Origin of the sequence: Ectopseudomonas chengduensis (assembly GCF_900102635.1) — a bacterium.
Lineage (GTDB): Bacteria > Pseudomonadota > Gammaproteobacteria > Pseudomonadales > Pseudomonadaceae > Aquipseudomonas > Aquipseudomonas chengduensis.
Map to the genome: position 1 here is coordinate 180,444 of NZ_FMZQ01000010.1, position 22,012 is coordinate 202,455.

Consider the following 22,012-nt stretch of genomic DNA (forward strand, 5'->3'; position numbering starts at 1 on the left):
CGTTTTCCTTGTTCTTGAGAATCTCTTCACTGCATCAACCGTCGATGGGGCGCTTGACCCACACCGGCGAATACTTGCCCTGACCGCCGGTGACGAACAGGCTGACCACTTCGCCGCGCTCCAGGGTGACCGGCTTCAGATCGGCGACCTTGCGCTCACCGTCGAACAGCGCCAGGCCGACCTTGACCGGGTTGATCTCGCGGTCACCACGACCGTCCGGCTTCACGTCAGCGACCACATCGGTCTTGCCGTCGGCGGTCTTCACGCTCAGGGTGCTGTCGGTCAGGTTCTGTACGCGCAGCAGGGCCTTCTGGCGGCTGGTGAAGGGCGGTTCCTCGACCAGGCGCGGCTCGGCGCCGGTCTGGCTGACCAGGGTGTAATAACGCGCGGCTTCGAGATCCACCGACATCTGCGCGTTGCCGACCTGAGCCTGGTAGCTGCCGGCCGGGAGGAACTTGAAGTCACTCGAACCCAGCGGCGAGATCTGCTTGAGCTGGGTCTGGCCAACGCTGACATCGAGTTCGGCACTGCTGGCGTTGTAGGCGCGAACGAAGGCCGAGCCTTTCGGTGCCTTGGGGCCGTAAAGGGCGCCGTCATCGGCCTGTGCCTGGAACATGCCGAGGCCCAGGGCCAGGGCGCAGGCGCCCAGGGTGAAGCGGCGTAGGGTAGTTTGAGTTGTCATCGGATAGTCCTCCTTGGGGGATTAATCAGTGACTGGCAGCAGCCAGCCCCTGGCGCTCGCCGCCGTCTTTGAGTGCGGCGAGCCATTGCGGGTCGAAATCGGTGAAGTCGCTGGCCATCGGCAAATAACGCTCGGGGAATTCCCAGATCACCAGCTGTGGCGGGTGGTCCTCGAGCTCGTCGCTTTGCAGGTACTTGAGCATCGGGACCAGCGGGCCGCCGCCTTCCTCGGCGTGGTTGGCCAGGTCGCGTTGCAGGTGCTCACGCAGGGCGCCTGCGAAGTTCCAGGCCGGGTTGGCGCTGTAGCTGGTGCCGACCAGCGTCACCGGCAGGTCGCTGTCGCCGAACAGGTCGTCGCTACTGCTTTCGGCGGCTTGGGTCTCACGCTGCTGCAAGCGGTCGGCCTGCGGCATCAGGTTTTCGAACAGCGGTGCCAGCGGCAGAAAGCGAGTCAGGTCGCCTTCGTGCGTGCGGGTTTCCACGGTCTCGGTGACGAACTGTTGTGGCTCGCCACGCAGTTGCATGGCGCTGCGCACCACTTCGCTCAGCGCCTTGGCAGTGACGTCGGCGCCCTCCGGGGTCCAGTGGGTGTCAGTACGCAGGAACATCGGCGCCTGGTTCTTGGCCGCTTGCAGCGGTACGAGCAGGTCCGGCGCGGCGATCCCGGCATTGCGCACCGCGCGGTGAAAGCGCGGGTAGAGGCTGCGCTGCAGGGCACTGGGACGATGGTTGCCGATGTGCTCCGGGTACAGGCGGGTCTTGGCCGGGACGATGGCCAGCAGCAGCTGGATATCGCGCTCTTCCAGTTGGCGCTGCACGCCGCGGATCAGTGCCAGGTTGTCGCGCATCTGGCGCTGGCCGTCGGCTACCGGGTCGAACTCCTCGTCCGAATACAGCCAGCCGTCCTCGCCGATCACCAGGCCACTGCGTCCTTCTCCGAAGAGCAGGTATTCCACGGCCGCCCAGAGGTTGATGCCCGCCTGCTTGAGCGGAAAGTTCTCGTCGTAGTGACGTTCGATGCTTTTTGCCAGGCCGCCGTCGAGCACGCTTGGCTGCGCCGGCATGTGGTAGTCGGCGAGCCTGGTCAGGGCGAGCAGGCTGGCCGGCAACAGCAGCAGGGCGAACAGCACGACGTATAGGGTCTTGAAGGAGCGATTCATTCTCGGCCTCCGCTCAGAACTGGAAGTAGAGGAAGGGGGAGTAGCTCTGCGCGGAGAGCTTGAGCAGCGACACGCAGAACAGCACCAGCAGGGCGCCACGCAGGGCCACCATGCGCAGGTCGATGGTCTGCAGGGCGACGCCGGCGCTGGCCAGGGTCAGGCCCGGTTCATGGCCGCGGCTGGCGAGGAACTGGCGGGCACCATTGACGGCGATCACCACCCAGGCCAGCACCAGGGTGACCATCTGCAGCCCGGTGATGTGCGCCAGGGTCAGCTCGCTCAACTGCCAGTCACCGAAGGGCAGCAGCGCGGCGTACATGCGCCCGGCCACATCCAGGTTCTCGGCGCGGAAGATCACCCAGCCGAGCATCACCAGCAGCAAGGTGAAGGCCCATTTCAACGGGTTGAACACAATCGGTGCGGCTTTCACGCCGAGCGCTCGTTCGATGGCCAGCCAGGCGCCGTGCCAGGCGCCCCAGATCAGGAAGGTCCAGTTGGCGCCGTGCCAGAAACCGCCCAGCAGCATGGTCAGGAACAGGTTGCGGTAGGTGTTGAAGGTGCCGTGACGATTGCCGCCCAGCGGTACGTAGAGGTAGTCACGCAGCCAGGTGGACAGGCTGATGTGCCAGCGCCGCCAGAACTCGGTGATCGACTGGCTGATATAGGGCTGGTTGAAGTTCTCCATGAAGCGAAAGCCCATCATCAGGCCGAGGCCGATGGCCATGTCGCTATAGCCGGAGAAGTCGAAATACAGCTGCGCGGTGTAGGCGATCATGCCCAGCCAGGCGTCGCCGGTGCTGGGGTTTTCCAGGGCGAAGCAGTGGTCCACCAGCGGCGCCAGGCTGTCGGCGATGAACACCTTCTTGACGAAGCCCTGCATGAAGCGTGTGGCGCCTTCGCTGAACTTGTCGAGGCTGTGGGTACGGTCGGTGAACTGGTCGGCCAGGTCCTTGTAACGCAGCACCGGGCCGGCGATCAGCTGCGGGAACAGGGCGATGAAGGCGGCGAAGTTGATCAGGTTGCGCGTCGGCTCGGTATCGCGGCGGTACACGTCGATCAGGTAGCTGATCGACTGGAAGATGTAGAAGGAGATACCGATCGGCAGGATCACCGCAGTGAGGACGAAGGGTTCCATCCCCATCGATTCGAGCACGGCGTTGATATTGGCCACACCGAAGTTGGCGTACTTGAAGTAGCCCAGCGTGGCCAGATTGCCGACCACCCCCGCGACCACCCAGCGCCGCGCCGCCTCTGTGCCGGCGTGCGCCTGGATACGCAGGCCGAAGACGTAGTTCCACAGCGTCACGGCAGCGAACAGCAGGAGGAAATCCACCCGCCACCACGCATAGAAGGCGTAGCTGCCAATCAGGATCAGCAGGTTGCGCCCGCGATTCGGGCACAGGTAGTACAGGCCGAGAAAGATCGGCAGAAACAGGAACAAAAAGACGTTGGATGAAAAGACCATCCGTGCTTCTCCGTGAACAGCCGGGGCAGCGCCCCCCTTTCCCCCCGCGAGCGGAGGGTTTGTTTTGTTACATCCCGTAGGGGCCGATTCATCCGCGAAAATCGCGGCTAAAGCGGAATGCCACCCAGCCGCTCCTACGGTTTATCGAACACCTGGGTCACTTCGCCACCGAGGCGGAAGCTGTTGAACGGCCCCATCTCCTGGTTCAGTTCTCGGGTCTCTTCACTGCAGTCGTAGAGGCTGCAGTAGGGCGCCAGCCAGGCGTACTTGAAGTCCTTGCGCAGCTCGCTCATGTCCTGTTTGGAACCGGTGCGCTGGGCGAACGCAGCCGGGTCGCGCGCCCCTTGCAGCACGCGTTCGGCCAGGCGCTGCAGGGCGCCATGGTTCTCACCGCGCAGGTCGACCTCATTGGCCTCGGCGAACGCGGCGATCATCGCCAGCGGCGGCAGGGCATAGTTGTGGTAGGCGAGGGCGCGTTGGCTGCGGCGCATTTCGTTGACCAGGTAGCCTTCGTCGTCGACCTGATTGGCAGCGATGCGGAACTGGCCCACGGACCAGTCGAACAGGTCGCGGCGATCACTGATCACCGCGACCGCCATCACCGACCAGGCCGCCCAGTAGCTGTGGTTGTTGATCTTGCGCAGCGGCAGGTCGCTCCACTCGCGCACCGTGTATTCGGCCAGGCGGGTGAACCAGGCTTCGATGCGTGCGCTCTGCTGCGGGTAGGCAGTCAGCGGCTGCGACTCGGAGAACTTCAGGCGCAGCCAGGCGCCGGCCAGGCTGCCCAGCGCCCATTTGCGCATCGACTTGCCGGTGTGGTTGAACTGCTCGGACTCCAGCGCATCGGCGCTGGCCCATTTATCCAGCCATTCGATGGCGCATTCCAGGCGCTCCGGCTGACCGGTGCGCATGTAACCGGTGATCATCCGCCCGGCTTCCTTCTCCAGGCGGGTGATGTGCGAGGTCTGCTCGCGGAAGTTCTTCTCGGCCTTGCGGTTGAGCGTGGCGCGGGCACTGTCGGAGCCTTCGTACTTGCTGGTGAACTGCAGCTCACCGGTGTACGGCTGCGGAACCGCAGGGCAGACGGGCGCCTTGCCCTCGCGCTGGCCCACGGCGGCGTAGTAACCCGCTGGCGGCTGCAGCGCGGCGAAGGCCGGGCCGCTGAGCAGCAGCGCCATGAGAGTGAGTGGAACGAGTCGTTTGGGCATGGTGGCCTCCTCAGTCGTGCTGCGCGACTTGCTGGCTGGGCCCGCTAGGGCGCTGGCACAGGCTGGCCTGGACTTTCAGGTCGTCGGCGCTGTCCTCGGGCTTCTGGATTTCCAGGGCGAAGAAGTTCTGATCACCCCAGCCCGGCTCGTCGCGCAGTTCCACGGCGAAGCGCCCGTCGGTATCGACGGTGTTGGGTTTCTCCAGCTTGAGCTGTTCGCGACGACCGTTGAGGTACCAGATGGTGGCGTCGACGCGCTTGACCGACGGATCGCTGAAACGCAGGTCGAGCTGGTGGCGATTGCCGGCCAGGGTCAGCAGCTTGTTCTCGCCATTGACCAGTACCTCGTTGCTGCCCGGATGCAGGCGTTTCTCGCTGGCGAGCAGCTCGGTCTGGCCGCTGCAGCCGTTGTTCAGGCTGGCCATCAACTGGCGGTGGATCTTGTCCGAGGCCAGGTCGTAGAGCGGCGAGAACTCCCAGATCAGCACCTTCGGCGGGTCGTTCTGGAAGGCATCGCTGGCCAGGTACTCGAGCATCGCGCCCTCCAGGCCGCCACCAGGGAAGGCCGCGTTGAGCACGTCGGTGCCCAGGTATTGTTCGAGGAAGCCGCCGAAGTTGTAGTTCTTGCCGCTGTGGCTGGTGCCGACCAGAGTGATCTTCGGGCTGCTGTCGTCGCCGAACAGCGCGTCGCCATCACTGGCGTCCTTGGGCTCGGTGACGAACTGGTCGACGTATTGCACCGCATAGCCGGTGCCGCACAGCTGGCTGGCGACGTTCTGCATGGTGCCGGTCTTGCCCATCAGGCCGATGCGTTCGGTGACGAATTCCTTCTGCGGAATATCTTCGAAACCGGGGATGCGCTTGACCGTCTCGGCCACCAGCCGTGCGGTGCGCTCGGCACCGTAGGGTGTCCAGTGCTGGTCGCGGCGGAAATAGAACTCCTTGTCGCTGTTCTCGTCGGTCAGCGGGGTCAGGTCCGGGACCCAGATACCCAGCTGTTCGAAGCGGCTCAGCGCCTGGCGGTAGTTGCGCAGCGCCTTGTCGTAGTCGAAGCGCTGGTAGTCGGCGGGCGACAGCTTGTTGCGATTGACCAGGCCGCGGGTCGGTTGGTAGACCACCACCAGCTCCACGCCGCGTTGCTTGAGGCCGTCACGCAGCTCCTTGAGGCGTTGGTAGCCGACTTCACTGGTGCCGAACTCGGTGCGCAGGTCTTCGACGCTGCGAAACAGCCAGCCTTCCTCGGCATCGAGCAGAGTGACGAAGTTCTTCATGTAGTTGGTGGTGTAGCGGCTGGCGTCGTGCGCAGCCGGGCACAGCGAGCAGCAGTCTTCGACCTGATACTGCGGCGCCTGGCGCTCTTGCGCCTGCAGGGCGGTGCTGGCCAGGGCACAGGCCACGGCCAGGGAAAGGGACTTGAAGGGTGATGGGATCATCGTTGGCCTCATCAATTGGTCAGTTTCTCGGGCTCGATCGGATCGATCAGCACGGGTAGGCGCTGGCGCACCATGAGGTCGAGGATTTCGTCCTGTTTTTCGCCGAGGATGCCGGCGAGCTGGATGCCGCTGCTCTTGCGCGGGGCAAGCATTTTCACGCGGTACAGCTCGACCGATAGCGGCGAGTCGATGTTGATCGGGCTGGAGCCGTTACCGGCCAGGGTGCCGCCGACGATGATCATCGAGATCTTGGTATCGAACGGGTCGAGGTCCAGGTCGCGGTCGGTGTCGGACAGGTCCTTGATGTGGCCGTACACACCGGTGAGCTGGTTCATCGCCGAGACGTTGTCGTAGAGGCGAATGTTCTCGCTGTTGCGGATGCGAATGCCGTGGCGCTGGTTGCCCAGTACATGGTTGCCCCACAGCAGGTTGTCGCCGCTCTCGTACAGGGTGATGCCGTCGGAGTGATTGCCGTGCACGCGGTTGTAGGCGATCAGGTTGCGTTCGCTGTTACGGTCGATGACCACGCCGGAGAGCTTGTTGTCGTAGCTCTCGTTGTTGATGATCCAGCTGTCGTTGACCTCGCGCGAGATGATGATGCCGTGCTTCTTCTTGGTGCCGAACACGGTGTTCTCGGCGATGATCAGGCCGTGGGAACGGTCGTGCGGGTCGATGCCGTAGACGATGTTGTCGCGGTAGGTGTTGCCCTTGATCACCACGTTCTGCGCTTCGTAGCAGTAGAAGCCGTACCAGTGGTCGACGAACTCGGAGTCGATTAGCCAGCCGGTCGGCTCGTCGCGCTTGAGGCGCTCGTGCATGTTCGGCGTGTACTGGGTGATCGACACCCCGTAGGACTTGGAGTTGTCGTAGCCCAGGCTTGTGATCACGCTGCTGGCGATGTACAGCTCGCTGCCGCCCCAGGACACCAGGAACGGGCGGAACTCCTTGCCGTTGTCACGCATGCTCGCCGGGCCGTTGTCGGCCTCGCGCCAGGCGGTGACGCGGGTGTCGGTGAGGAACATCAGGCCATCGTTGACCAGAAACGAGCCGCGCTCCTGCGACAAGCGCAGTTCGCGGGTTTCCTTGCCGACGTGTAGCGCCGCGCCTTCTGCCACGACGATGGGCAGACGGGCCAGGTACACGCCCGGCTCCTGCTCGGCGAACTGGCTGTCGGGCAGCGCCTTGGCGATGTCCTGGGCGGTGACCAGGCCACCTTCGATGAAGATCGCCTGGGGCATGCCTTGCTGGCGCTTGATCCATTCGCGCAGGCGCTCGTTGCCGCCGGTGAAGTCCTTCAGCGCGTCCTGGCGCAGCATGCGCCGCACCACCACCTGGCCGCGTTTTTCACGCGGAATCTTGGCCAGCACGGCCTCCTTGGTGTAGCCGGACAGGTCCGGCAGCGTGGGTGCTTCCATATGCAGTTCGTCCGCCGGTGCGCTACGCACGCGGTAGTCGAACTGGTGCTGCGTCGGGTTGGCCTGGGCCAGTGGCACCGTGAGGCACAGCGCGCCGAGCAGCAGGGGTAGGGCTAAGCCGTTGGGTTGCATGATCCGATCCCTCAGAAGCGCCAGATGAAGTCGACGAAGGCGCGGTGCATCACCGAGTCGGTGCCGCTGCCGTAGGCGTCGCCCGGCAGGAACACGCCGGCGCGCAGGCGTACCAGGGCCGAACGGTCTTCCAGTTGTTCGGCGACGGTGGCCGGCAGCAGGCCCTGCTTGAAGTAGCGGGTCAGCACCAGGTCGACTTCCTGGCCGATATCTTTCTCGCCAGCCACCAGTGGCGCGGTGATACCGCTGTCGCCGACGTCCTGGTCGCCATCGACGCGCCAGAAGCGGTGATAGACGACGCTGGCGTCGTAGTCCTGACCCAGTTGCCAGGAGCTGAAGGCACTGGCCACCTGCAGGTTGGAGAGCTCGCCGCGGAAGGCTTCGCCATAGCGATGCAGGCGCGATTCGACGCCGGTGAAATTGGCGCGGTTGCTGTGCAGGCCGGTCTGCATGAACTGGCGCGACTTGTCGTCGTCGCCACCGCCGCTGCCACGGGCATAGGCGGCGCCGATCTTCCAGTTGTCATCGAGGCTGTAGCGCAGGCCCAGGTCCATGGCCCAGGCGTCGACGTCCTGGCTGCGCGAACCGGTGGCGATGCGGTCGCTGCCGACCACTTGCTGCTGCAGCTGGTCGGTGTCGCCCTTGAGCCAGGTCATCTGCGCCCAGTAGTTGAGGCGATTGCGCGAGTTGCGCTCGAAGAAGCCGCCGTCGGCGTGCAGGCCGAACCAGGTCAGGTCGCCGGTGTAGCGTTTGCTCAGCTCGTCGACGCGTTCGCCGGGATTAGCCAGGCGGCCGTCATCGCGGCTGTGATGCAGCTTGGTGCCGATGCGGTGGCCGGGCGTCCACTGGTAGTCGAGGCCGGCGAAGAAGTGCTGGCGGTCTTCGTCTTCGGGCGCCAGGTCGTCGAGGTCGGTACGGTAGTCGGAGAAACGCTCGGCAATGCCGACGTTGGCTTGCAGCAGGGTGGTATCGAAGCGCCAGTTGACCGCCTCGATGTTGGTGTCCCACCAGGTGCCTTCGTCACTGCGCAGACGCTGACGGCCGACGCGCAGGTGCTCGCCAGGGTAGGCGGTGAGGCCGGCGTAGTCGACCCAGAATTCGCGCATGGCCAGGTAGCTCTTGTCCGGTTGGCGCGCGTCGCTGCGCTGCGTGCTGTTTTCACCGTCGTCCTGCAGCGGGTCGGTTTCGATGGTGTCGGTGGCGGTAACTGCCTGGCCCATGGCGAAGGCGCTCCAGTTGCCGCGTTCGCCGTAGGCCCAGGGGCGCAGGTCGAGACCGATACCGCTGACGTCGCCACCTTCGCGGGTGCCGAGGTCGCGGTCGTCTTCCGATTGCGCGGTGATCTTCACATCCAGGCCGAAATTCTTCGGTGCATCCGCCGCCCAGGCGGCGCTGGCTGCCAGCAGGCTGGCGCTCAGGCCCAACTGGCTGACGATACGGTTTAGCTGCATGCGTGCATCCTTGTTCATGGCTGGCTGACCTGCAGGGCGGCCTGCTGCTGCAGGACGATGCCGCGGGCATCGCGCTCCTCGCGCAGCAGGCGTTGGCCTTCGGCCAGTTGTGCCGGGGTCAGGCTCTGCGCCACTGCATGGGCCAGCTCGAAGGTCGGCGGCGTGTTGCGCGGCAGGGCCAGTTGGCTGAATACGTAGGCGTTGACCGGGTTGGGCTTGACCCCGCGACCCTGGCTGAACATCTGCGCCAGGGCGAAGTCGGCGCTGAGCTGGCCGGCGCGCGCAGCGCTGAGCAGGTGGTCGAGCGCCTGCTGGGCGTAGACCTCGCCGAGGTAGCCACGCAGGTAGATCTGCCCCAGGTAGTAACTGGCGCTGGGCTCGCTGGGCGCGGCCTTGCGCAGGTGCTCTTCGGCCTTCTTCGGCTGTTGCGGCAGCAGCTTGCCTTCGTAGTACAGGCGTCCGAGCAACAGCTCGGCACGCGGCAGGGCGGCCTCGCGGCCCTTCTCCAGGTAGCCGAGCAGGGTGTCGATATCGCCCTGGCCCGGATAGTCGTAGAGCAGGCGCGCCAGGCTGACCCAGGCGGCCGGGTAGTTCGGCGCGATGGCCTCGAGCAGGTCCTGCGCCTGCTGCGGTTGCGGCTGGCCCAGCTCGGGGTCGCTGAGGACTTGAGCCACGGACTCGACCTGGTTGGGCGAAACATTGCCGGCGCGGTAGCCCGCCAACAGTTGGTCGATCAGCGTCTGGCGGTCGTCTTCGCGGTTCTGCTTCTGGTACACGGTGGCCAGTTCGGCGTAGCACGCGTCGTTGCTGGCCAGACGTGCCTGGCAGATGCGCTCGATCTCGCCCAGGTGCTGGTCGTAGGTGCCATCGGTGCGATACAGAAGAATCTGCGCCAGCTCTGCCTGCGGCAGGCCCTGCTGGCGCCAGTCTTGGATACGTTGCGCGAGGTTCATGGCGGGAAAGTCCTGTGGGTAGAACAGGTAGAGTTCGGTCAGCGGCAGCAGCGCACTGGGCTCGCGGGCCTGGGCTGCGCTTTCCAGCAGTTCGGCGGCCTCGCGGCGCTCGGCCAGGGTGCTACCGGGCTTGCGCGCCAGCAGCTTGCCGAGGCGCGCCTTGGCCCGTGGCGAACCGTCCAGGGCCTGGCGGTAGATGCGCTCGGCCTCATCCAAATCCTGGGTCTGGCCGCCCGCTGCGTAGATGTCGGCCAGGCCGATCTGCGCGTCGCTGTAGCCCATCTCGGCGAGCTGGCGGAAATGCCATTCGGCAGTTTGCTGGTCGCCGCTCTGCAGGGCTTCGCGGGCCAGACGCTCATCCGGCAGGCCGGCGCAGCCGGCCAGCGTGGCGCTGACGGCGAGGCCGAGCAGAGCAGGGCGAAGAAGGGGCATGCTCACGGCGTGATCTCCTTAGCGACCTGCCGCGACGGCGCGGTCGACCAGCCAGCCCAGCGACGGGCCACGATCGATGACCACATCCACCGGCTGGCCGGCGAGGCTGGCCGGCAGGGTGTCTTGCGGCTTGATCACCACGCGGATATCCGAGCTCAGACCGCCATCATGCAGCGCGCTGCTGACGATCTCGCCGTGACGCGCCTGGTCTTCGCCGGCCACCTTGAAGGTCACTGGCGTGCCGGGGCGCGCCTGCTCCAGATGGCGGTAGGGGAAGCTGGCGCTGACGGTGGCGATGCCGTCCTGCGGCACCAGTTCGAAGATCACGTCGCCCTTGCTGGCGAACTGACCGTCGGCCACCAGTTGGCGAGAGATCTTGCAGTTGCACGGACTGGTCAGGGTGCCCTGCATCTCGCGGGCGAACAGCGCTTCGATCTGGCTCGGTTCGAGCTGGTCTTCACCCAGGTGACCCTTGAGCATTTCCAGCATGCTGGTGGTGAAGGTGGCGATCGGCGCGCCTTTCTCGACGATGCCATCGGGCTGCGCCAGGCTCTGCACGCTGCCTTCACGTGGCATGGTCACCTGCAGCGCCGGCAGGCTGATCTGCGCCGACTGTGCGTGGGTGACGAAGTACAGGCCGTAGATCGACTTGCCGATGTAGCCGAACGCAGCCAGACCGATGAGGAAGATCGCGCCGCTGAAGGTCACGGCGCGCAGGCGGCCGAACATGCCCATGCCACCGCCTGCGCCGTTCTTGCGCGCCTTGGTGAAGTTGTCGCGTTGGAGGATATGCAGCACCTCGCCGACATTGACCAGTTCACCAGCCAGGTGCGCGCTGATCAGGTGGCGCAGGGCGGCGGCTTCTCGTGCGCCAAGTCCGTGGAACTGGCAGCCGACGCGGTTGTGCTCCGGCTGTACCGAGTTGACCTGAAACTCCACGTCCAGGCCCAGCACCAGGCTGTCGAGCTGGAACTGCAACTGGCCGCGATGGAAATCGCCGACCTTGTGCGTGGTCTTTTCGTTGGTGAAGCTGAAACCGCCAGCAGAGACATCCTGCAGGCGCGCGTCGATGCGTTCGCCCTTGGCATTGGTGAATCGCAAGCGCCCTGGCAGCTTGACACGGGCATGCTGGCGCTGGGCCTCGGACTCATGGACGACGTTGTGATTGGCGACGGAGTTCATGGTGGCTAATTCCTATTCGAGTACGGTCACACCAGCGCCAGCAGCGCGGCGATGAAGACACAGGAGGCAGAGAAGGTCATGGCACGCGACGACCAGCTGTTGAACCAGTTGGCGAAGCTGGACAGGCCGCGGTTGAGCTTGGTGTTCTGGCGCGTCCAGGATTGCTGGTCGAGGCGGAAGAACACGTAGATCTTCACCATCGCGCCAACGATCTGGTTGTAATAGAGCAGCGCCGGGTAGGCCGGACCGATGCGGTGGCCGGAGAGCATCAGCAGCAGCGTCAGGATCAGCCGCGTGCTACCGATCCACAGCAGGTAGATCAGCAGGTACATCAGGCTGTACTTGATGCTGGCGATGATCGCCACGCACAGGCCCAGCAGGCAGGTCCACATCGACACGCGCTGGTCGAACAGCACCAGGCTGGTGAAGGCGCCGAGGCGACCCATGCCCAGACGCAGGGCGCGCGAGTTCTGCCGCAGGTTGTTGCCGTACCAGCGGAACATCAGCTTGCGGCTGGCCTTGATGAAGCTCTTCTCCGGCGGGTGCTCGACCGTATTGATCGCCGCATCCGGCACGTAGAAGGTGTCGTAGCCCAGGCGCATCAGGCTGTACCAGCTGGACTTGTCGTCACCGGTGAGGAACTGGAAGCGACCCAGGCGCCAGTGCTCCAAGTGATCGCTTTCCACGTCGCGGATGAACTCGGGGTCGGTCACCACGCTGGCGCGGAACACCGACATGCGTCCGGTCATAGTCAGCACGCGCTTGGAAAGGGCCATCGAGCACATGTTGAGGTGGCGCTGGGCGAAGCGCAGCTTGTGCCATTCGCTCATCAGGTAGCTGCCGCGTACCTCGCAGAACTCGTTGGTGGTCAGCCCGCCGACGTTGGGGAAGAGCTTGAACCAGGGCACGCATTTACGTACCACTTCAGGCTCGAGCACAGTGTCGCCGTCGATCACCGCCACCACCGCATCGCGGTCCGGCATCTGCCGGGAGATGGCGCGAAAACCATAGGCCAGGCCATCACGCTTGCCGGTGCCGGGGATGCGCACGATGTCCAGGGTGACATGCGCCGGCGGCTCGGCCTGAGCCCAGAGGTTCTTGATCAGCAACTCGTCGGAGAGCTCGACGATCGAACACACCACGGTGCACGGATAGCCGCAGTCGATGGCTTCGCGAATCACCGAGCGGTAGACCATGGCGGTGGTCAGCGCCTCGATGCGGAAGCTGGTGACCAGCAGGAACACATGAGAGGGGTCGGCGTCCTTGCCGAGTTTTGTAACCTTGCGGCGATACCAGGGGTAGACCAGGTAAAGGAACAGGCAGCCGCGCACGAAGTGCATGGCGCCCATGGAATAGCGCCAGATGCCGACGATGCCGATGAGCAGGATGAAATCCCGCGCTTCGGGGTCGAACACCGTGCGTGGCAGGGCCAGTGCCAGCAGCATCAGCAGGCTGAGATAGAGCATCCAGCCGCTGGCTTGGTTGAGGCCGTTCTTGAGCTTGTCCATATGCGTCTCCGAGTACCTGCACGCGCTGGGCGCGCAGGTACGTTCGGGTCCTTACCAGCAGATGCCTTCGGCCACGCCATTGCTGGCGTGGGGCATGAAACCGACCAGGTCGATCACCCGCTTGCCGCTCGGCGCCTGCTCGGCCAGCTTGGCGAAACGCTCGTCGCTGTTGCCCAGGACGATGATGTCGGCCTTGGCCACCACGTCGTCCAGGTCGCTGTTGAGCAGCGAGGAGACGTGCGGGATCTTCGACTCGATGTAGTCCTTGTTGGCGCCGTGGACGCGCGCGTACTCGACGTTGCGGTCGTAGATGCTCAGGTCGAAACCCTTGCCGATGAGCATTTCCGCCAGCTCCACCTGCGGGCTTTCGCGCAGGTCATCGGTGCCGGCCTTGAAGCTCAGGCCGAGCAGGGCGACCTTGCGCGAGTCGTGGCTGGCGATGATGTCGAAGGCCTTCTGCACCTGGGCGGCGTTGCTGCGCATCAGCGAACCAATCAGTGGCGCCTCCACGTCCAGGCTGCCGGCGCGGTAGTTCAGCGCGCGCACGTCCTTGGGCAGGCAGGAGCCGCCGAAGGCGAAGCCGGGCTTCATGTAGTACTTGGACAGGTTGAGCTTGTGGTCCTGGCAAACCACGTCCATCACCTCGCGGCCGTCGACGCCGACGGCCTTGGCGATGTTGCCGATCTCGTTGGCGAAGGTGACCTTGGCCGCATGCCAGACGTTGCAGGTGTACTTGATCATCTCGGCGACCTCGATGTCCTTGCGGATGATCGGTGCGTCGAGCTCTTCGTAGATGCTGGCCAACAGATCGCCGGAAGCCTTGTCCAGCTCACCAATGACGGTCATCGGCGGGAAGTCGTAGTCCTTGATTGCGGTGCTTTCACGGAGGAACTCGGGGTTCACCGCCAGGCCGAAATCGACGCCAGCCTTCTTGCCCGAGCAGTCTTCGAGAATCGGCAGTACCACGTTCTTGGCGGTGCCTGGCAGCACGGTGCTGCGGACCACCACGGTGTGGCGCTCGTTCTTGTCGCGCATGGCCATGCCGATCTCGCGGCACACGCCTTCGATGTAGTTCAGCTCCAGATCGCCGTTCTTCTTGCTCGGCGTGCCGACGCAGATGAACGACACATCACTTTCCAGAACGGCAGCGGCGACGTCGGTGGTACCGCGCAGGCGACCCTGACGCAGACCCTGTTGCAGCAGTTCTTCCAGACCCGGTTCAACGATGGGCGATTTGCCGTTGTTGATCAGGTCGATCTTGTTCGCGGAGATATCCACGCCAATCACGTCGTGACCGCGTGCCGACAAACAGCCGGCACAAACGGCACCTACATAACCCAAACCGAAGATACTGATTCGCATGGTATTCACCTCGTCCGTTTGATGCAGTTTCAAATACTGGCCTTATGGCCAAAACTAGTCCGTGAACTTGCTGATTTAATACGAGCAAGTTCATTCAGGCATAAATAGAGTGGGGCGCCGGAAGTGGCACCAAATGTGGGCCTTTATATTGAAAGGTGGCCCTTTGATGTTGTCGCTGCCGCCTCGCTTGAGGCCTCTATCTCGGTACTGTGACGGGTTGCTATATCTCCCTTTGAAATACACGAACTTTTCTTTGGGTGAAGCTGTCCGGCGAAAGCTAATTCGCTATCTGGCAGTTTCAAGTGATCAGAAAGTTATGTATTGAAATGTGTTACGGGCTGTATGAGTAGCGGCCCTTTCGGATAGTTCCTACCGTTCGTCCTGAAGCTGAACCAAAGCTGAACGGCTAAGTTGATTGCAATATAATGGCAAGTTGCAAAATGCATGATGGCAATATGTCCATTAATGTGCTCGGAACTATCGGATAACTTAACGGGGCAATAAGTTCTGTGGAAAGTGGGCTCGCGCTGAAACTGTGATGCCAAACAGGTTTTGAGAATCAAACGCAACGGCGAGGGAATTTTTGTCAGGCGCAGCGCTCAGGTCGCAACGAAGCGGCAGGGCGGGGAAGGAGGGGATCGGCAAGCGTAGCGGCCGAACCCATGCAGCAGCCGATGAGCGGTGCATGGGGTTGGCCGGTGTAGGGGTCAGTCTTGCGGCTGGTCGCGCAGGAAAACCAGGCTGTCGGCCTTGGAATGCTCGGCCGAATAACGATAGCCCTGATAGTTGAAGTCCTTCAGGCCTTCGGGGTTGGTCAGACGCTCCTTGATCACGTAGCGCGCCATCAGGCCACGGGCCTTCTTGGCGTAGAAGCTGATGATCTTGTACTGGCCGTTCTTCAGGTCCTTGAACTCGGTATCGATGAGGCGTGCGTTCAGCGCCTTGCGCTTGACCGCGCCGAAGTACTCGTTGGAGGCCAGGTTGAGCAGCACGTCGTCGCCCTGGGCGGCCAGCGCTTCGTTCAGCCAGGCGCTGATGCGCTCGCCCCAGAAGGCATACAGATCCTTGCCGCGCACGTTGGCCAGCTTGGTGCCCATTTCCAGGCGATAGGCTTGCATCAGGTCCAGCGGGCGCAGTACGCCGTAGAGACCGGAGAGCATGCGCAGGTGAGTCTGGGCGAAGTCGAAATCTTCTTCGGAGAAATCCTCGGCGTTCAGCCCGGTGTACACGTCGCCCTTGAATGCCAGCAGCGCCTGCTTGGCGTTGGACGGATTGAACGGTCGTTCCCAACTGCCGAAACGCGCGGCGTTGAGGCCGGCGAGTTTGTCCGACAGATGCATCAGCTCGGCGATCTGCGCCGGGCTGAAATCGCGCAGCTGCTCGATCAGCTCCTGGGCGTGGTCGAGGTGTTCGGGTTGGGTGAAGCGCGGGGTGACGGGTGGGGTTTCGTAATCGAGGGTCTTGGCCGGTGAGATCACCATCAGCATGTGCAAGGTCTCCAGAAAGCGTGATGGCGATTCTAGAGGCCGGGGGGCGGCAAGACCACCTATCGCGGCGATTGAGAAGCGTCGATCGCTGCTGTTGTAGGAGCGAGCTCTGCTCGCGAAGCGGTTGCCAGCAATGAGCAGGGGGCGAAGCGTTACCTGCACCTGAATGGCGCGACGTGCTGCAAGTCAGGGCGGTAAGCGAAGCGGGTTGAAGCAGGTAGGACTTCGGACTTTAACGGCCAGCTGGCGGTACGCCAAGCGTTATCTGTCGCCCGTGCAAATAAACCTGCATGCCGAGAAAAAAACGTTTTTCTGTCATGTGAATTGGAGTAATAAAAAAGCAAGACCGCCGAAACCTGCAGACAGGTGGCGGCCATTGGCCCTCACCTTGCTTGCCACCTTTCGGCCCCGATCTGAAAAATCGGCGGTCTCTGTCCGGCGCAGCACCGCCCTGGTATTGCGTCGCCTGGCTACTACAAGAAGGTGACCGAGTATGGATGACCACGGACGCTCCAAGCCCACCGCTCCAACCCTCTACGCCCTCGACACCAATGTTCTGATTCACGATCCCAACGCCTTGCTCAACTTCGAAGAACACCACGTCGCCATTCCGATGACGGTGTTGGAGGAACTCGACAAACTGAAATCCGGCAAGCACGGCGTCGCCGCCGAATGTCGCCAGGCCATTCGCCTGATCGATCAGATTCTCGCCGGCGCAGAACCCGAGGACGTCGAGTACGGGGTCCCTATCCAGCGCGGCAAGAGCGGCCCCTGCGGGCGTCTTTCCATCCTCATGAGCAAGAGCGCCGCGCCAGTCACCTGGCTGCCGGAAACCCTCAACGACAACAAGATCATCAACCAGCTGGTGGAGCTGAAAACCCGCAACCCGGGCCTTTCCGTGGTGCTGGTGACCAAGGACATCAACATGCGCCTGAAGGCGCGCGCCTGCGGTATCGACGCCGAGGACTACCACACCGACCAGCTGGTCGATGACGTCTCGCTGTTGTCGAAGGGCTACCACGACATGCCCGGTTCGTTCTGGGACCGCGTGAGCAAGGTCGATACCCGTCAGGACCATGGCCGCACCTGGCATCGCGTGCAGCTGATCGACAACCTGCCGGCGGTGCACGTCAACGAGTTCATCCTCGATGAGCAGGGCTTCGTCGGCTGGATCAAGGCCATCAAGGGCGATGAGCTGGTGATTCTCGACATGCATCAGGAGCCGCTGCTGCATCAGGAAGCCTGGGGCTTGAAACCGCGCGACATCCACCAGGCGCTGGCGCTGTTCGCACTGCTCGACCCGGACATCCACCTGGTCAACCTGTCCGGCGCTGCTGGCTCCGGCAAGACCATCCTGGCGCTGGCCGCGGCCATCGAGCAGACCATGGTCAGCAAGCGCTACCGGCGCATCATCGCCACCCGCAGCGTGCAGGGGCTGGATCAGGAAATCGGCTTTCTGCCCGGCACCGAGGCCGAGAAGATGGAGCCCTGGCTTGGCGCCATCACCGACAACCTCGAGGCGCTGCATATGGAGGACGAGAGCACTCACGGCAGCGTCGATTACATCCTGCAGAAGGTGCCGCTGCAGTTCAAATCCCTCAACTACATCCGCGGGCGCAGTTTCCAGCAGAGCCTGATCCTCATCGACGAGTGTCAGAACCTCACCCCGCACCAGATGAAGACTATCATCACCCGTGCCGGCAGCGGCTCGAAGGTGGTCTGTCTGGGCAACCTGGCACAGATCGACACCCCCTACCTGTCGGCACCCAGCTCGGGCCTGACCTACCTCACCGAACGCTTCAAGGACTTCCCGCACGGCGTTCATATCACCCTGCAAGGCGTACCGCGCTCGATCCTCGCGGAGTACGCGGAAACCCATATGTAACCCTCGGGCTGTTAAACACTCGCGCCCCTGCTCGCAAGAGCAGGGGCGTTTTAGTCTGCATTAATGAATCTGCACAAGTCCCGTGGGAGCGGCTTCAGCCGCGATGATCGCGGATAAATCCGCTCCTACAGTCGTGTAGCCGGATACAGTCAGTAGCCCGGATGAAATCCGGGGATTTTTGCCACTCTGGCCCCGGATTTCATCCGGGCTACAAGATGACTGCAAATCCTGACCTGCAGGTTTACAATCGGTCGATTCCCGTCTGGAGCTTTCCCGTGCTGACTCACCTCGATTCCCAAGGCCGCGCGCACATGGTCGATGTCACCGACAAGGCGACCACCTTCCGCGAAGCCACCGCCGAAGCGCGCGTGCGCATGCTGCCCGCCACCCTGCAGATGATCGTCGCCGGCGAGCATCCCAAGGGCGATGTGTTTGCCGTGGCGCGTATCGCCGGCATCCAGGCCGCGAAGAAAACCAGCGATCTGATCCCCCTGTGCCACCCGCTGATGCTCACCGGCGTCAAGGTCGAACTCAGCGCCGAAGGTGACGACACGGTGCATATCACCGCGCGTTGCAAACTGTCCGGGCAAACCGGTGTCGAGATGGAAGCACTGACTGCCGCCAGCGTCGCCGCGCTGACCATCTATGACATGTGCAAGGCCGTGGATCGCGGCATGGTCATCGAGCAGGTACGCCTGCTGGAAAAACTCGGCGGCAAGAGCGGTCACTACAAGCTGGAGGAACAAGCATGATCCGCGTGCAATATTTCGCCCGCTACCGTGAAGCCCTGGGCCGTGACGACGAACAACTCAGCGGCGACTTCGCCACCCTCGACGACTTGCGCCTGCACCTGGTCGCCCGTGGCGGCGAATGGGAAGTGCTGGGTGAGCAGAACCTGATGTGCGCGCGCAACCAGGAACTGTGCAGCCTCGACGAACCGCTGGCCGAGGGCGATGAAGTCGCCTTCTTCCCCACCGTTACCGGTGGTTGACGCAGGTACCGTAGGGTGGGCCGGGCGGCGTTCCGTTTCAGCCCACCATCAACCCACCAACTGCCTCTGAAAACTCCCCATCGAACGAGCCCCCATGACCATCCGCGTCCAAGCCCAACCCTTCGACCCCGGCACCGAGCTCAACGCCCTGCATGCCGCCAACCTCGGCATCGGCGCGGTGGTTACCTTCGTCGGCTACGTGCGCGACTTCAATGAGGGGCGCGAAGTCGGCGGCATGTTCCTTGAACACTTCCCCGGCATGACCGAAAAGGCTCTGGGCAAGATCGCCGATGAGGCGCGTGAGCGCTGGCCGCTGCTGGGCATCGAGATCATCCACCGCATTGGCCGCCTGGAGCCGGGCGAGCCCATCGTCTTCGTCGGCACCAACAGCGCCCATCGCCAGGCCGCGTTCGATGCCTGCAATTTCATCATGGATTACCTGAAGACCCGCGCGCCGTTCTGGAAGAAGGAAGACACCAGCGAAGGCCCGCGCTGGGTTGAAGGCCGCTGCAGCGACCAGAGCGCCGCCGAGCGCTGGAAGTAGTAGGGAGTCTTGGGGCTGTTACCTGGACCCACCTTCGGCGGGGCGCCATCAACCGCTTGTTGGATTACGCGGCGCACGGCCTGAAGGCCGGTATTCTGCGTTGCCAGCTTTAGTGGCCGCGAAAGCCTCATCACGTGTAGGAGCTGGCTTGCCAGCGATGCTTCAAGCGGATCGCCAGCAAGCTGGCTCCTACAAGAGCGGTTTCACGCCAACGCCAGATGCACCCGCAACGCAATCGGCACCAGCATCAGCAGTACGCCCAAACCCAGCACGCGTACGCCCCATTCGTGTTCGCGAAAGTTGAAGCCGACTCCCAGCAGCAGAAAGCCACCGATCAGCAGTATCAACATCAGGTGATAGTGGTCCATGGCGCTTCTCCACTTCGCAGTCCTGATTACAGCTTAGTCCCGCCGTCTGGGTTGGGGCTGATCTGGGGCAATGAAAGTCTGACTCGATTGGCGACAACGTGCGTCTCGATCGGTCGCTGCCTGGCGTCATGGCCTGCTCCATACTGTGTGCAGTCATCGTCAAGGATCGTCCATGCGCCTGTTCCTCTCTCTCCTGCTCGCCGGCCTGCTGAGTGCGACGCCGCTGGTCGCCGCCGAGCGCCATTTCACCATCCTGCACAGCAACGACTGGCAGTCGCGCCTGCTCGGCTTCGGCCCCAACAATGAATACAGCCCGGCGACGGTGAACGATGACGACACCGTCGGCGGCGTCGCCCGGCTTGCCACATTATTGAATGAACGCCGCGCAGCAGCCGGTGAAGAACCTCTGCTGTTGCTAGATGGCGGCGACTTCACCATGGGCACGCTGTTTCACACCATTGCCCGCGAGATGGGCAGCGAGCTGCGTCTGATGAGTGAGCTGGGCTATGACGCCGCGGTGATCGGCAACCACGAATTCGACTTCCGCCCGGCCGGCTTGGCCGCGATGATCAGCGCCGCGCACAAGGCCAAGGGCGACACGCTGGTGCCGCTACTGTCGAGCAACATGCGTTTCGATGCCGCGAGCAAGGCCGATGACAGCCTGCAGGAGCACGTCGAAGCCGGGCGCATCCTGCCGTACAAGTTGATCGAGCGCGGCGGCATCCGTTTCGGCCTGTTCGGCCTGCTCGGCAACAACGCCGTGGCCGTCAGTCCGATGATCAAGCCGGTGACCTTCGCCGACCCGGTCGCCACCGCCAGGGAAACCGTGGCCAAGCTGCGCGAGGAGGGCGCCGAGGTGGTCATCCTGCTCTCGCACATGGGCGTCACCCAGCAGGCCGATGGCAGCTGGCGCGGCGAGGAAGTGGAACTGGTCGAGCAGGTGCCCGGCGTCGATATCGTCGTCGGCGGCCATTCGCATGTGGCGCTGCCGCAGCCGGTGCTGGTGGGTGGGCGTACCCCGGTGGTGCAGGCTGGTTCCGAGATCCAGTACCTCGGCGAACTGCGCATGAGCCTGGGCGACGACGGCGTGCCGCGTGTGCGCGACTATCGCCTGCACGCCGTCAACGACAGTATCGTCGGCGACGCGACCATCACCGCCAAGGTCGAAGACTTCAAGCAGGTGGTCAGCGAGCGCATGCTGACGCCCAAGGGCTATCGCTTCGACCAGCCGCTGGCCAAGGTCGACCAGAGCCTGGGCCGTGATTTCACCGACCAGACCCTGGCCAACCTGGTCACCGATGCGCTGCGTCATGCCGTCGATGCCGACCTGGCCTTCACCGGCAACGGCACCATCCGCGATGACCTGCTCAAGGGCCGCAATGGCGTGCAGGACGTCTCCGACCTGTTTCGCATCGCCCCGCTGGGCATCGGCCAGTTCGACGACGAACCGGGCTACCCGATGATCAAGGCCTACATCAGCGCGCGCGAAATCAAGTCACTGCTGGAAGTGCTGCTGCTCGCCTATCAACTGCGTGACAGCCAGAGCTATTACCCGCGGGTTTCCGGCGTGCGCTTCACCTACAACCCGTGGCGCGTGCCTTTCGACCGCGTCAGCCGCATCGAAATCGGCGATCCGCACGGCGGCTACCGTGACCTGGATCTGAACGACACGCGCCTCTACAGCATCGGCGCCACCAGCTACGTCGGCAGCTTCACCTGGCTGGTGCCGGACCTGACCAAGGGCCTGCTCAACGTCATCCCCAAGGATGCCGAGGGCCGCCCGCTGCCGCGTATCGAAGATGCCATCATCGACCAGGACCCGGATAAGGAAGGCGTGCAGGAACTCAAGGAATGGCAGGTGCTGCTCGACCATATCCGCAGCCTGCCGGATCTCGATGGCGACGGCCTGGCCGATATTCCCACCAGCGGTGCGGCTGCCGAAGCGCGCATGATCCGCGCGCCCAGCCTGCACCCGGCCGAGCTGTTCCGCCTGGCCGGGCCGATGCAGTGGGGCGCAAGTGCGGTGATCCTGGCCGGCGTGCTGCTGATTCTCTGGCTACTGAGCCGCCCGCTGCGCCGCCGCAGTCAGCGTTAACGTCCGTAGGGTGCGCCGCGCGCACCGAATACGCCGAGATACTGCAACGCTCGCCGCTGAAGCGCCTCCCGCGGTTTGGCTCGAGGGGCTTTAGCCATGATGCTGTCACTGCAGAGTTGGTGCGCACGGCGCACCCTACGGTCCGCCACCTTGCCAAGCCTGTAATGCCTCCGTATGGTGCAAAGCCGCCTGATTCGGAAGCTACGCAATGATCGCTCAGCACTGCTCGCTCGGTGACCGCGCACAGCCGGCCAACCTCCA

18 protein-coding genes are annotated in these 22,012 nt (G+C 63.6%); 5 read left to right on the plus strand and 13 right to left on the minus strand.

The annotated features are described in order from the left end of the window. Nucleotides 1-34 precede the first annotated feature (34 nt). The 12 genes from BLS08_RS16780 to yaaA form a co-directional block, all read right to left on the minus strand. Entirely contained in the window at nt 35-682 is a 648-nt protein-coding gene (locus BLS08_RS16780; protein WP_090336994.1) for an alginate O-acetyltransferase AlgF, read from the minus strand. A 25-nt stretch (nt 683-707) separates the two neighbouring features. After that, nucleotides 708-1,841, minus strand: a complete 1,134-nt coding sequence (locus tag BLS08_RS16785; RefSeq protein WP_090336997.1) for an alginate O-acetyltransferase — start codon at nt 1,839-1,841, stop codon at nt 708-710. A gap of 13 nt (nt 1,842-1,854) precedes the next feature. Continuing rightward, the gene (locus tag BLS08_RS16790) at nt 1,855-3,306 is read right to left on the minus strand and encodes an MBOAT family O-acyltransferase (protein WP_090336999.1); all 1,452 of its coding nucleotides are present in this window, start codon (nt 3,304-3,306) and stop codon (nt 1,855-1,857) included. A gap of 134 nt (nt 3,307-3,440) precedes the next feature. Continuing rightward, nucleotides 3,441-4,514: a mannuronate-specific alginate lyase gene (locus BLS08_RS16795; RefSeq protein WP_090337000.1), complete on the minus strand. Its 1,074-nt coding sequence runs from the start codon at nt 4,512-4,514 to the stop codon at nt 3,441-3,443. A 10-nt stretch (nt 4,515-4,524) separates the two neighbouring features. Further along, nucleotides 4,525-5,946 carry an alginate O-acetyltransferase gene (locus BLS08_RS16800; RefSeq protein WP_090337001.1) on the minus strand — a complete coding sequence of 474 codons (1,422 nt, stop codon included), beginning with the start codon at nt 5,944-5,946 and terminating at the stop codon, nt 4,525-4,527. An 11-nt stretch (nt 5,947-5,957) separates the two neighbouring features. Further along, the gene (gene algG / locus BLS08_RS16805) at nt 5,958-7,493 is read right to left on the minus strand and encodes a mannuronan 5-epimerase AlgG (RefSeq protein ID WP_090337003.1); all 1,536 of its coding nucleotides are present in this window, start codon (nt 7,491-7,493) and stop codon (nt 5,958-5,960) included. Nucleotides 7,494-7,504: 11 nt separating this feature from the next. After that, nucleotides 7,505-8,944, minus strand: coding sequence for an alginate export family protein (locus tag BLS08_RS16810; protein WP_017678173.1), 1,440 nt, complete (start codon nt 8,942-8,944; stop codon nt 7,505-7,507). A 14-nt stretch (nt 8,945-8,958) separates the two neighbouring features. Next, entirely contained in the window at nt 8,959-10,335 is a 1,377-nt protein-coding gene (gene algK, locus BLS08_RS16815) for an alginate biosynthesis TPR repeat lipoprotein AlgK (RefSeq protein ID WP_017678172.1), read from the minus strand. Between the two features lie 12 nt (nt 10,336-10,347). Continuing rightward, on the minus strand, nt 10,348-11,511 hold the full coding sequence (locus BLS08_RS16820) for an alginate biosynthesis protein Alg44 (protein WP_017678171.1): 1,164 nt from the start codon (nt 11,509-11,511) through the stop codon (nt 10,348-10,350). A gap of 26 nt (nt 11,512-11,537) precedes the next feature. Then, on the minus strand, nt 11,538-13,019 hold the full coding sequence (locus tag BLS08_RS16825; protein ID WP_017678170.1) for a glycosyltransferase family 2 protein: 1,482 nt from the start codon (nt 13,017-13,019) through the stop codon (nt 11,538-11,540). Nucleotides 13,020-13,070: 51 nt separating this feature from the next. Further along, entirely contained in the window at nt 13,071-14,381 is a 1,311-nt protein-coding gene (gene algD / locus BLS08_RS16830) for a GDP-mannose 6-dehydrogenase (protein ID WP_017678169.1), read from the minus strand. Between the two features lie 707 nt (nt 14,382-15,088). Then, on the minus strand, nt 15,089-15,868 hold the full coding sequence (gene yaaA / locus BLS08_RS16835; protein ID WP_090337006.1) for a peroxide stress protein YaaA: 780 nt from the start codon (nt 15,866-15,868) through the stop codon (nt 15,089-15,091). Nucleotides 15,869-16,361: 493 nt separating this feature from the next. Here yaaA and BLS08_RS16840 point away from each other — a divergent pair, with 493 nt between their 5' ends. The 4 genes from BLS08_RS16840 (at nt 16,362) to moaE (ending at nt 19,288) form a co-directional block, all read left to right on the plus strand. Further along, nucleotides 16,362-17,753 (plus strand): PhoH family protein, encoded by a 1,392-nt coding sequence (locus BLS08_RS16840; RefSeq protein WP_090337008.1) that lies wholly within the window; start codon nt 16,362-16,364, stop codon nt 17,751-17,753. Between the two features lie 275 nt (nt 17,754-18,028). Next, nucleotides 18,029-18,505: a cyclic pyranopterin monophosphate synthase MoaC gene (gene moaC, locus BLS08_RS16845; protein ID WP_013714224.1), complete on the plus strand. Its 477-nt coding sequence runs from the start codon at nt 18,029-18,031 to the stop codon at nt 18,503-18,505. After that, nucleotides 18,502-18,744, plus strand: coding sequence for a MoaD/ThiS family protein (locus tag BLS08_RS16850; RefSeq protein WP_003459467.1), 243 nt, complete (start codon nt 18,502-18,504; stop codon nt 18,742-18,744). Before moaC ends, BLS08_RS16850 begins: the two co-directional genes overlap by 4 nt. A gap of 94 nt (nt 18,745-18,838) precedes the next feature. Beyond that, nucleotides 18,839-19,288, plus strand: a complete 450-nt coding sequence (gene moaE / locus BLS08_RS16855) for a molybdopterin synthase catalytic subunit MoaE (protein ID WP_017678166.1) — start codon at nt 18,839-18,841, stop codon at nt 19,286-19,288. 203 nt (nt 19,289-19,491) lie between these two features. On the opposite strand, the gene BLS08_RS26375 is transcribed toward moaE, so the two are convergent. Beyond that, nucleotides 19,492-19,656 carry a hypothetical protein gene (locus tag BLS08_RS26375; RefSeq protein WP_017678165.1) on the minus strand — a complete coding sequence of 55 codons (165 nt, stop codon included), beginning with the start codon at nt 19,654-19,656 and terminating at the stop codon, nt 19,492-19,494. 172 nt (nt 19,657-19,828) lie between these two features. Here BLS08_RS26375 and BLS08_RS16860 point away from each other — a divergent pair, with 172 nt between their 5' ends. Further along, nucleotides 19,829-21,751, plus strand: coding sequence for a bifunctional metallophosphatase/5'-nucleotidase (locus BLS08_RS16860; RefSeq protein ID WP_017678164.1), 1,923 nt, complete (start codon nt 19,829-19,831; stop codon nt 21,749-21,751). Nucleotides 21,752-22,012: the final 261 nt, after the last annotated feature.

Coding starts and splice junctions, on each gene's coding strand:
- BLS08_RS16820 (WP_017678171.1), bottom strand. CDS start 11,511: ATGAACTCCGTCGCCAATCACAACGTCGTCCATGAGTCCGAGGCCCAG.
- BLS08_RS16825 (WP_017678170.1), bottom strand. CDS start 13,019: ATGGACAAGCTCAAGAACGGCCTCAACCAAGCCAGCGGCTGGATGCTC.
- moaE (WP_017678166.1), top strand. CDS start 18,839: ATGACCATCCGCGTCCAAGCCCAACCCTTCGACCCCGGCACCGAGCTC.
- BLS08_RS16840 (WP_090337008.1), top strand. CDS start 16,362: ATGGATGACCACGGACGCTCCAAGCCCACCGCTCCAACCCTCTACGCC.
- BLS08_RS16810 (WP_017678173.1), bottom strand. CDS start 8,944: ATGCAGCTAAACCGTATCGTCAGCCAGTTGGGCCTGAGCGCCAGCCTG.
- yaaA (WP_090337006.1), bottom strand. CDS start 15,868: ATGCTGATGGTGATCTCACCGGCCAAGACCCTCGATTACGAAACCCCA.
- BLS08_RS16860 (WP_017678164.1), top strand. CDS start 19,829: ATGCGCCTGTTCCTCTCTCTCCTGCTCGCCGGCCTGCTGAGTGCGACG.
- BLS08_RS16800 (WP_090337001.1), bottom strand. CDS start 5,946: ATGATCCCATCACCCTTCAAGTCCCTTTCCCTGGCCGTGGCCTGTGCC.
- algG (WP_090337003.1), bottom strand. CDS start 7,493: ATGCAACCCAACGGCTTAGCCCTACCCCTGCTGCTCGGCGCGCTGTGC.
- BLS08_RS16795 (WP_090337000.1), bottom strand. CDS start 4,514: ATGCCCAAACGACTCGTTCCACTCACTCTCATGGCGCTGCTGCTCAGC.
- BLS08_RS16785 (WP_090336997.1), bottom strand. CDS start 1,841: ATGAATCGCTCCTTCAAGACCCTATACGTCGTGCTGTTCGCCCTGCTG.
- BLS08_RS26375 (WP_017678165.1), bottom strand. CDS start 19,656: ATGGACCACTATCACCTGATGTTGATACTGCTGATCGGTGGCTTTCTG.
- algD (WP_017678169.1), bottom strand. CDS start 14,381: ATGCGAATCAGTATCTTCGGTTTGGGTTATGTAGGTGCCGTTTGTGCC.
- BLS08_RS16780 (WP_090336994.1), bottom strand. CDS start 682: ATGACAACTCAAACTACCCTACGCCGCTTCACCCTGGGCGCCTGCGCC.
- BLS08_RS16790 (WP_090336999.1), bottom strand. CDS start 3,306: ATGGTCTTTTCATCCAACGTCTTTTTGTTCCTGTTTCTGCCGATCTTT.
- BLS08_RS16850 (WP_003459467.1), top strand. CDS start 18,502: ATGATCCGCGTGCAATATTTCGCCCGCTACCGTGAAGCCCTGGGCCGT.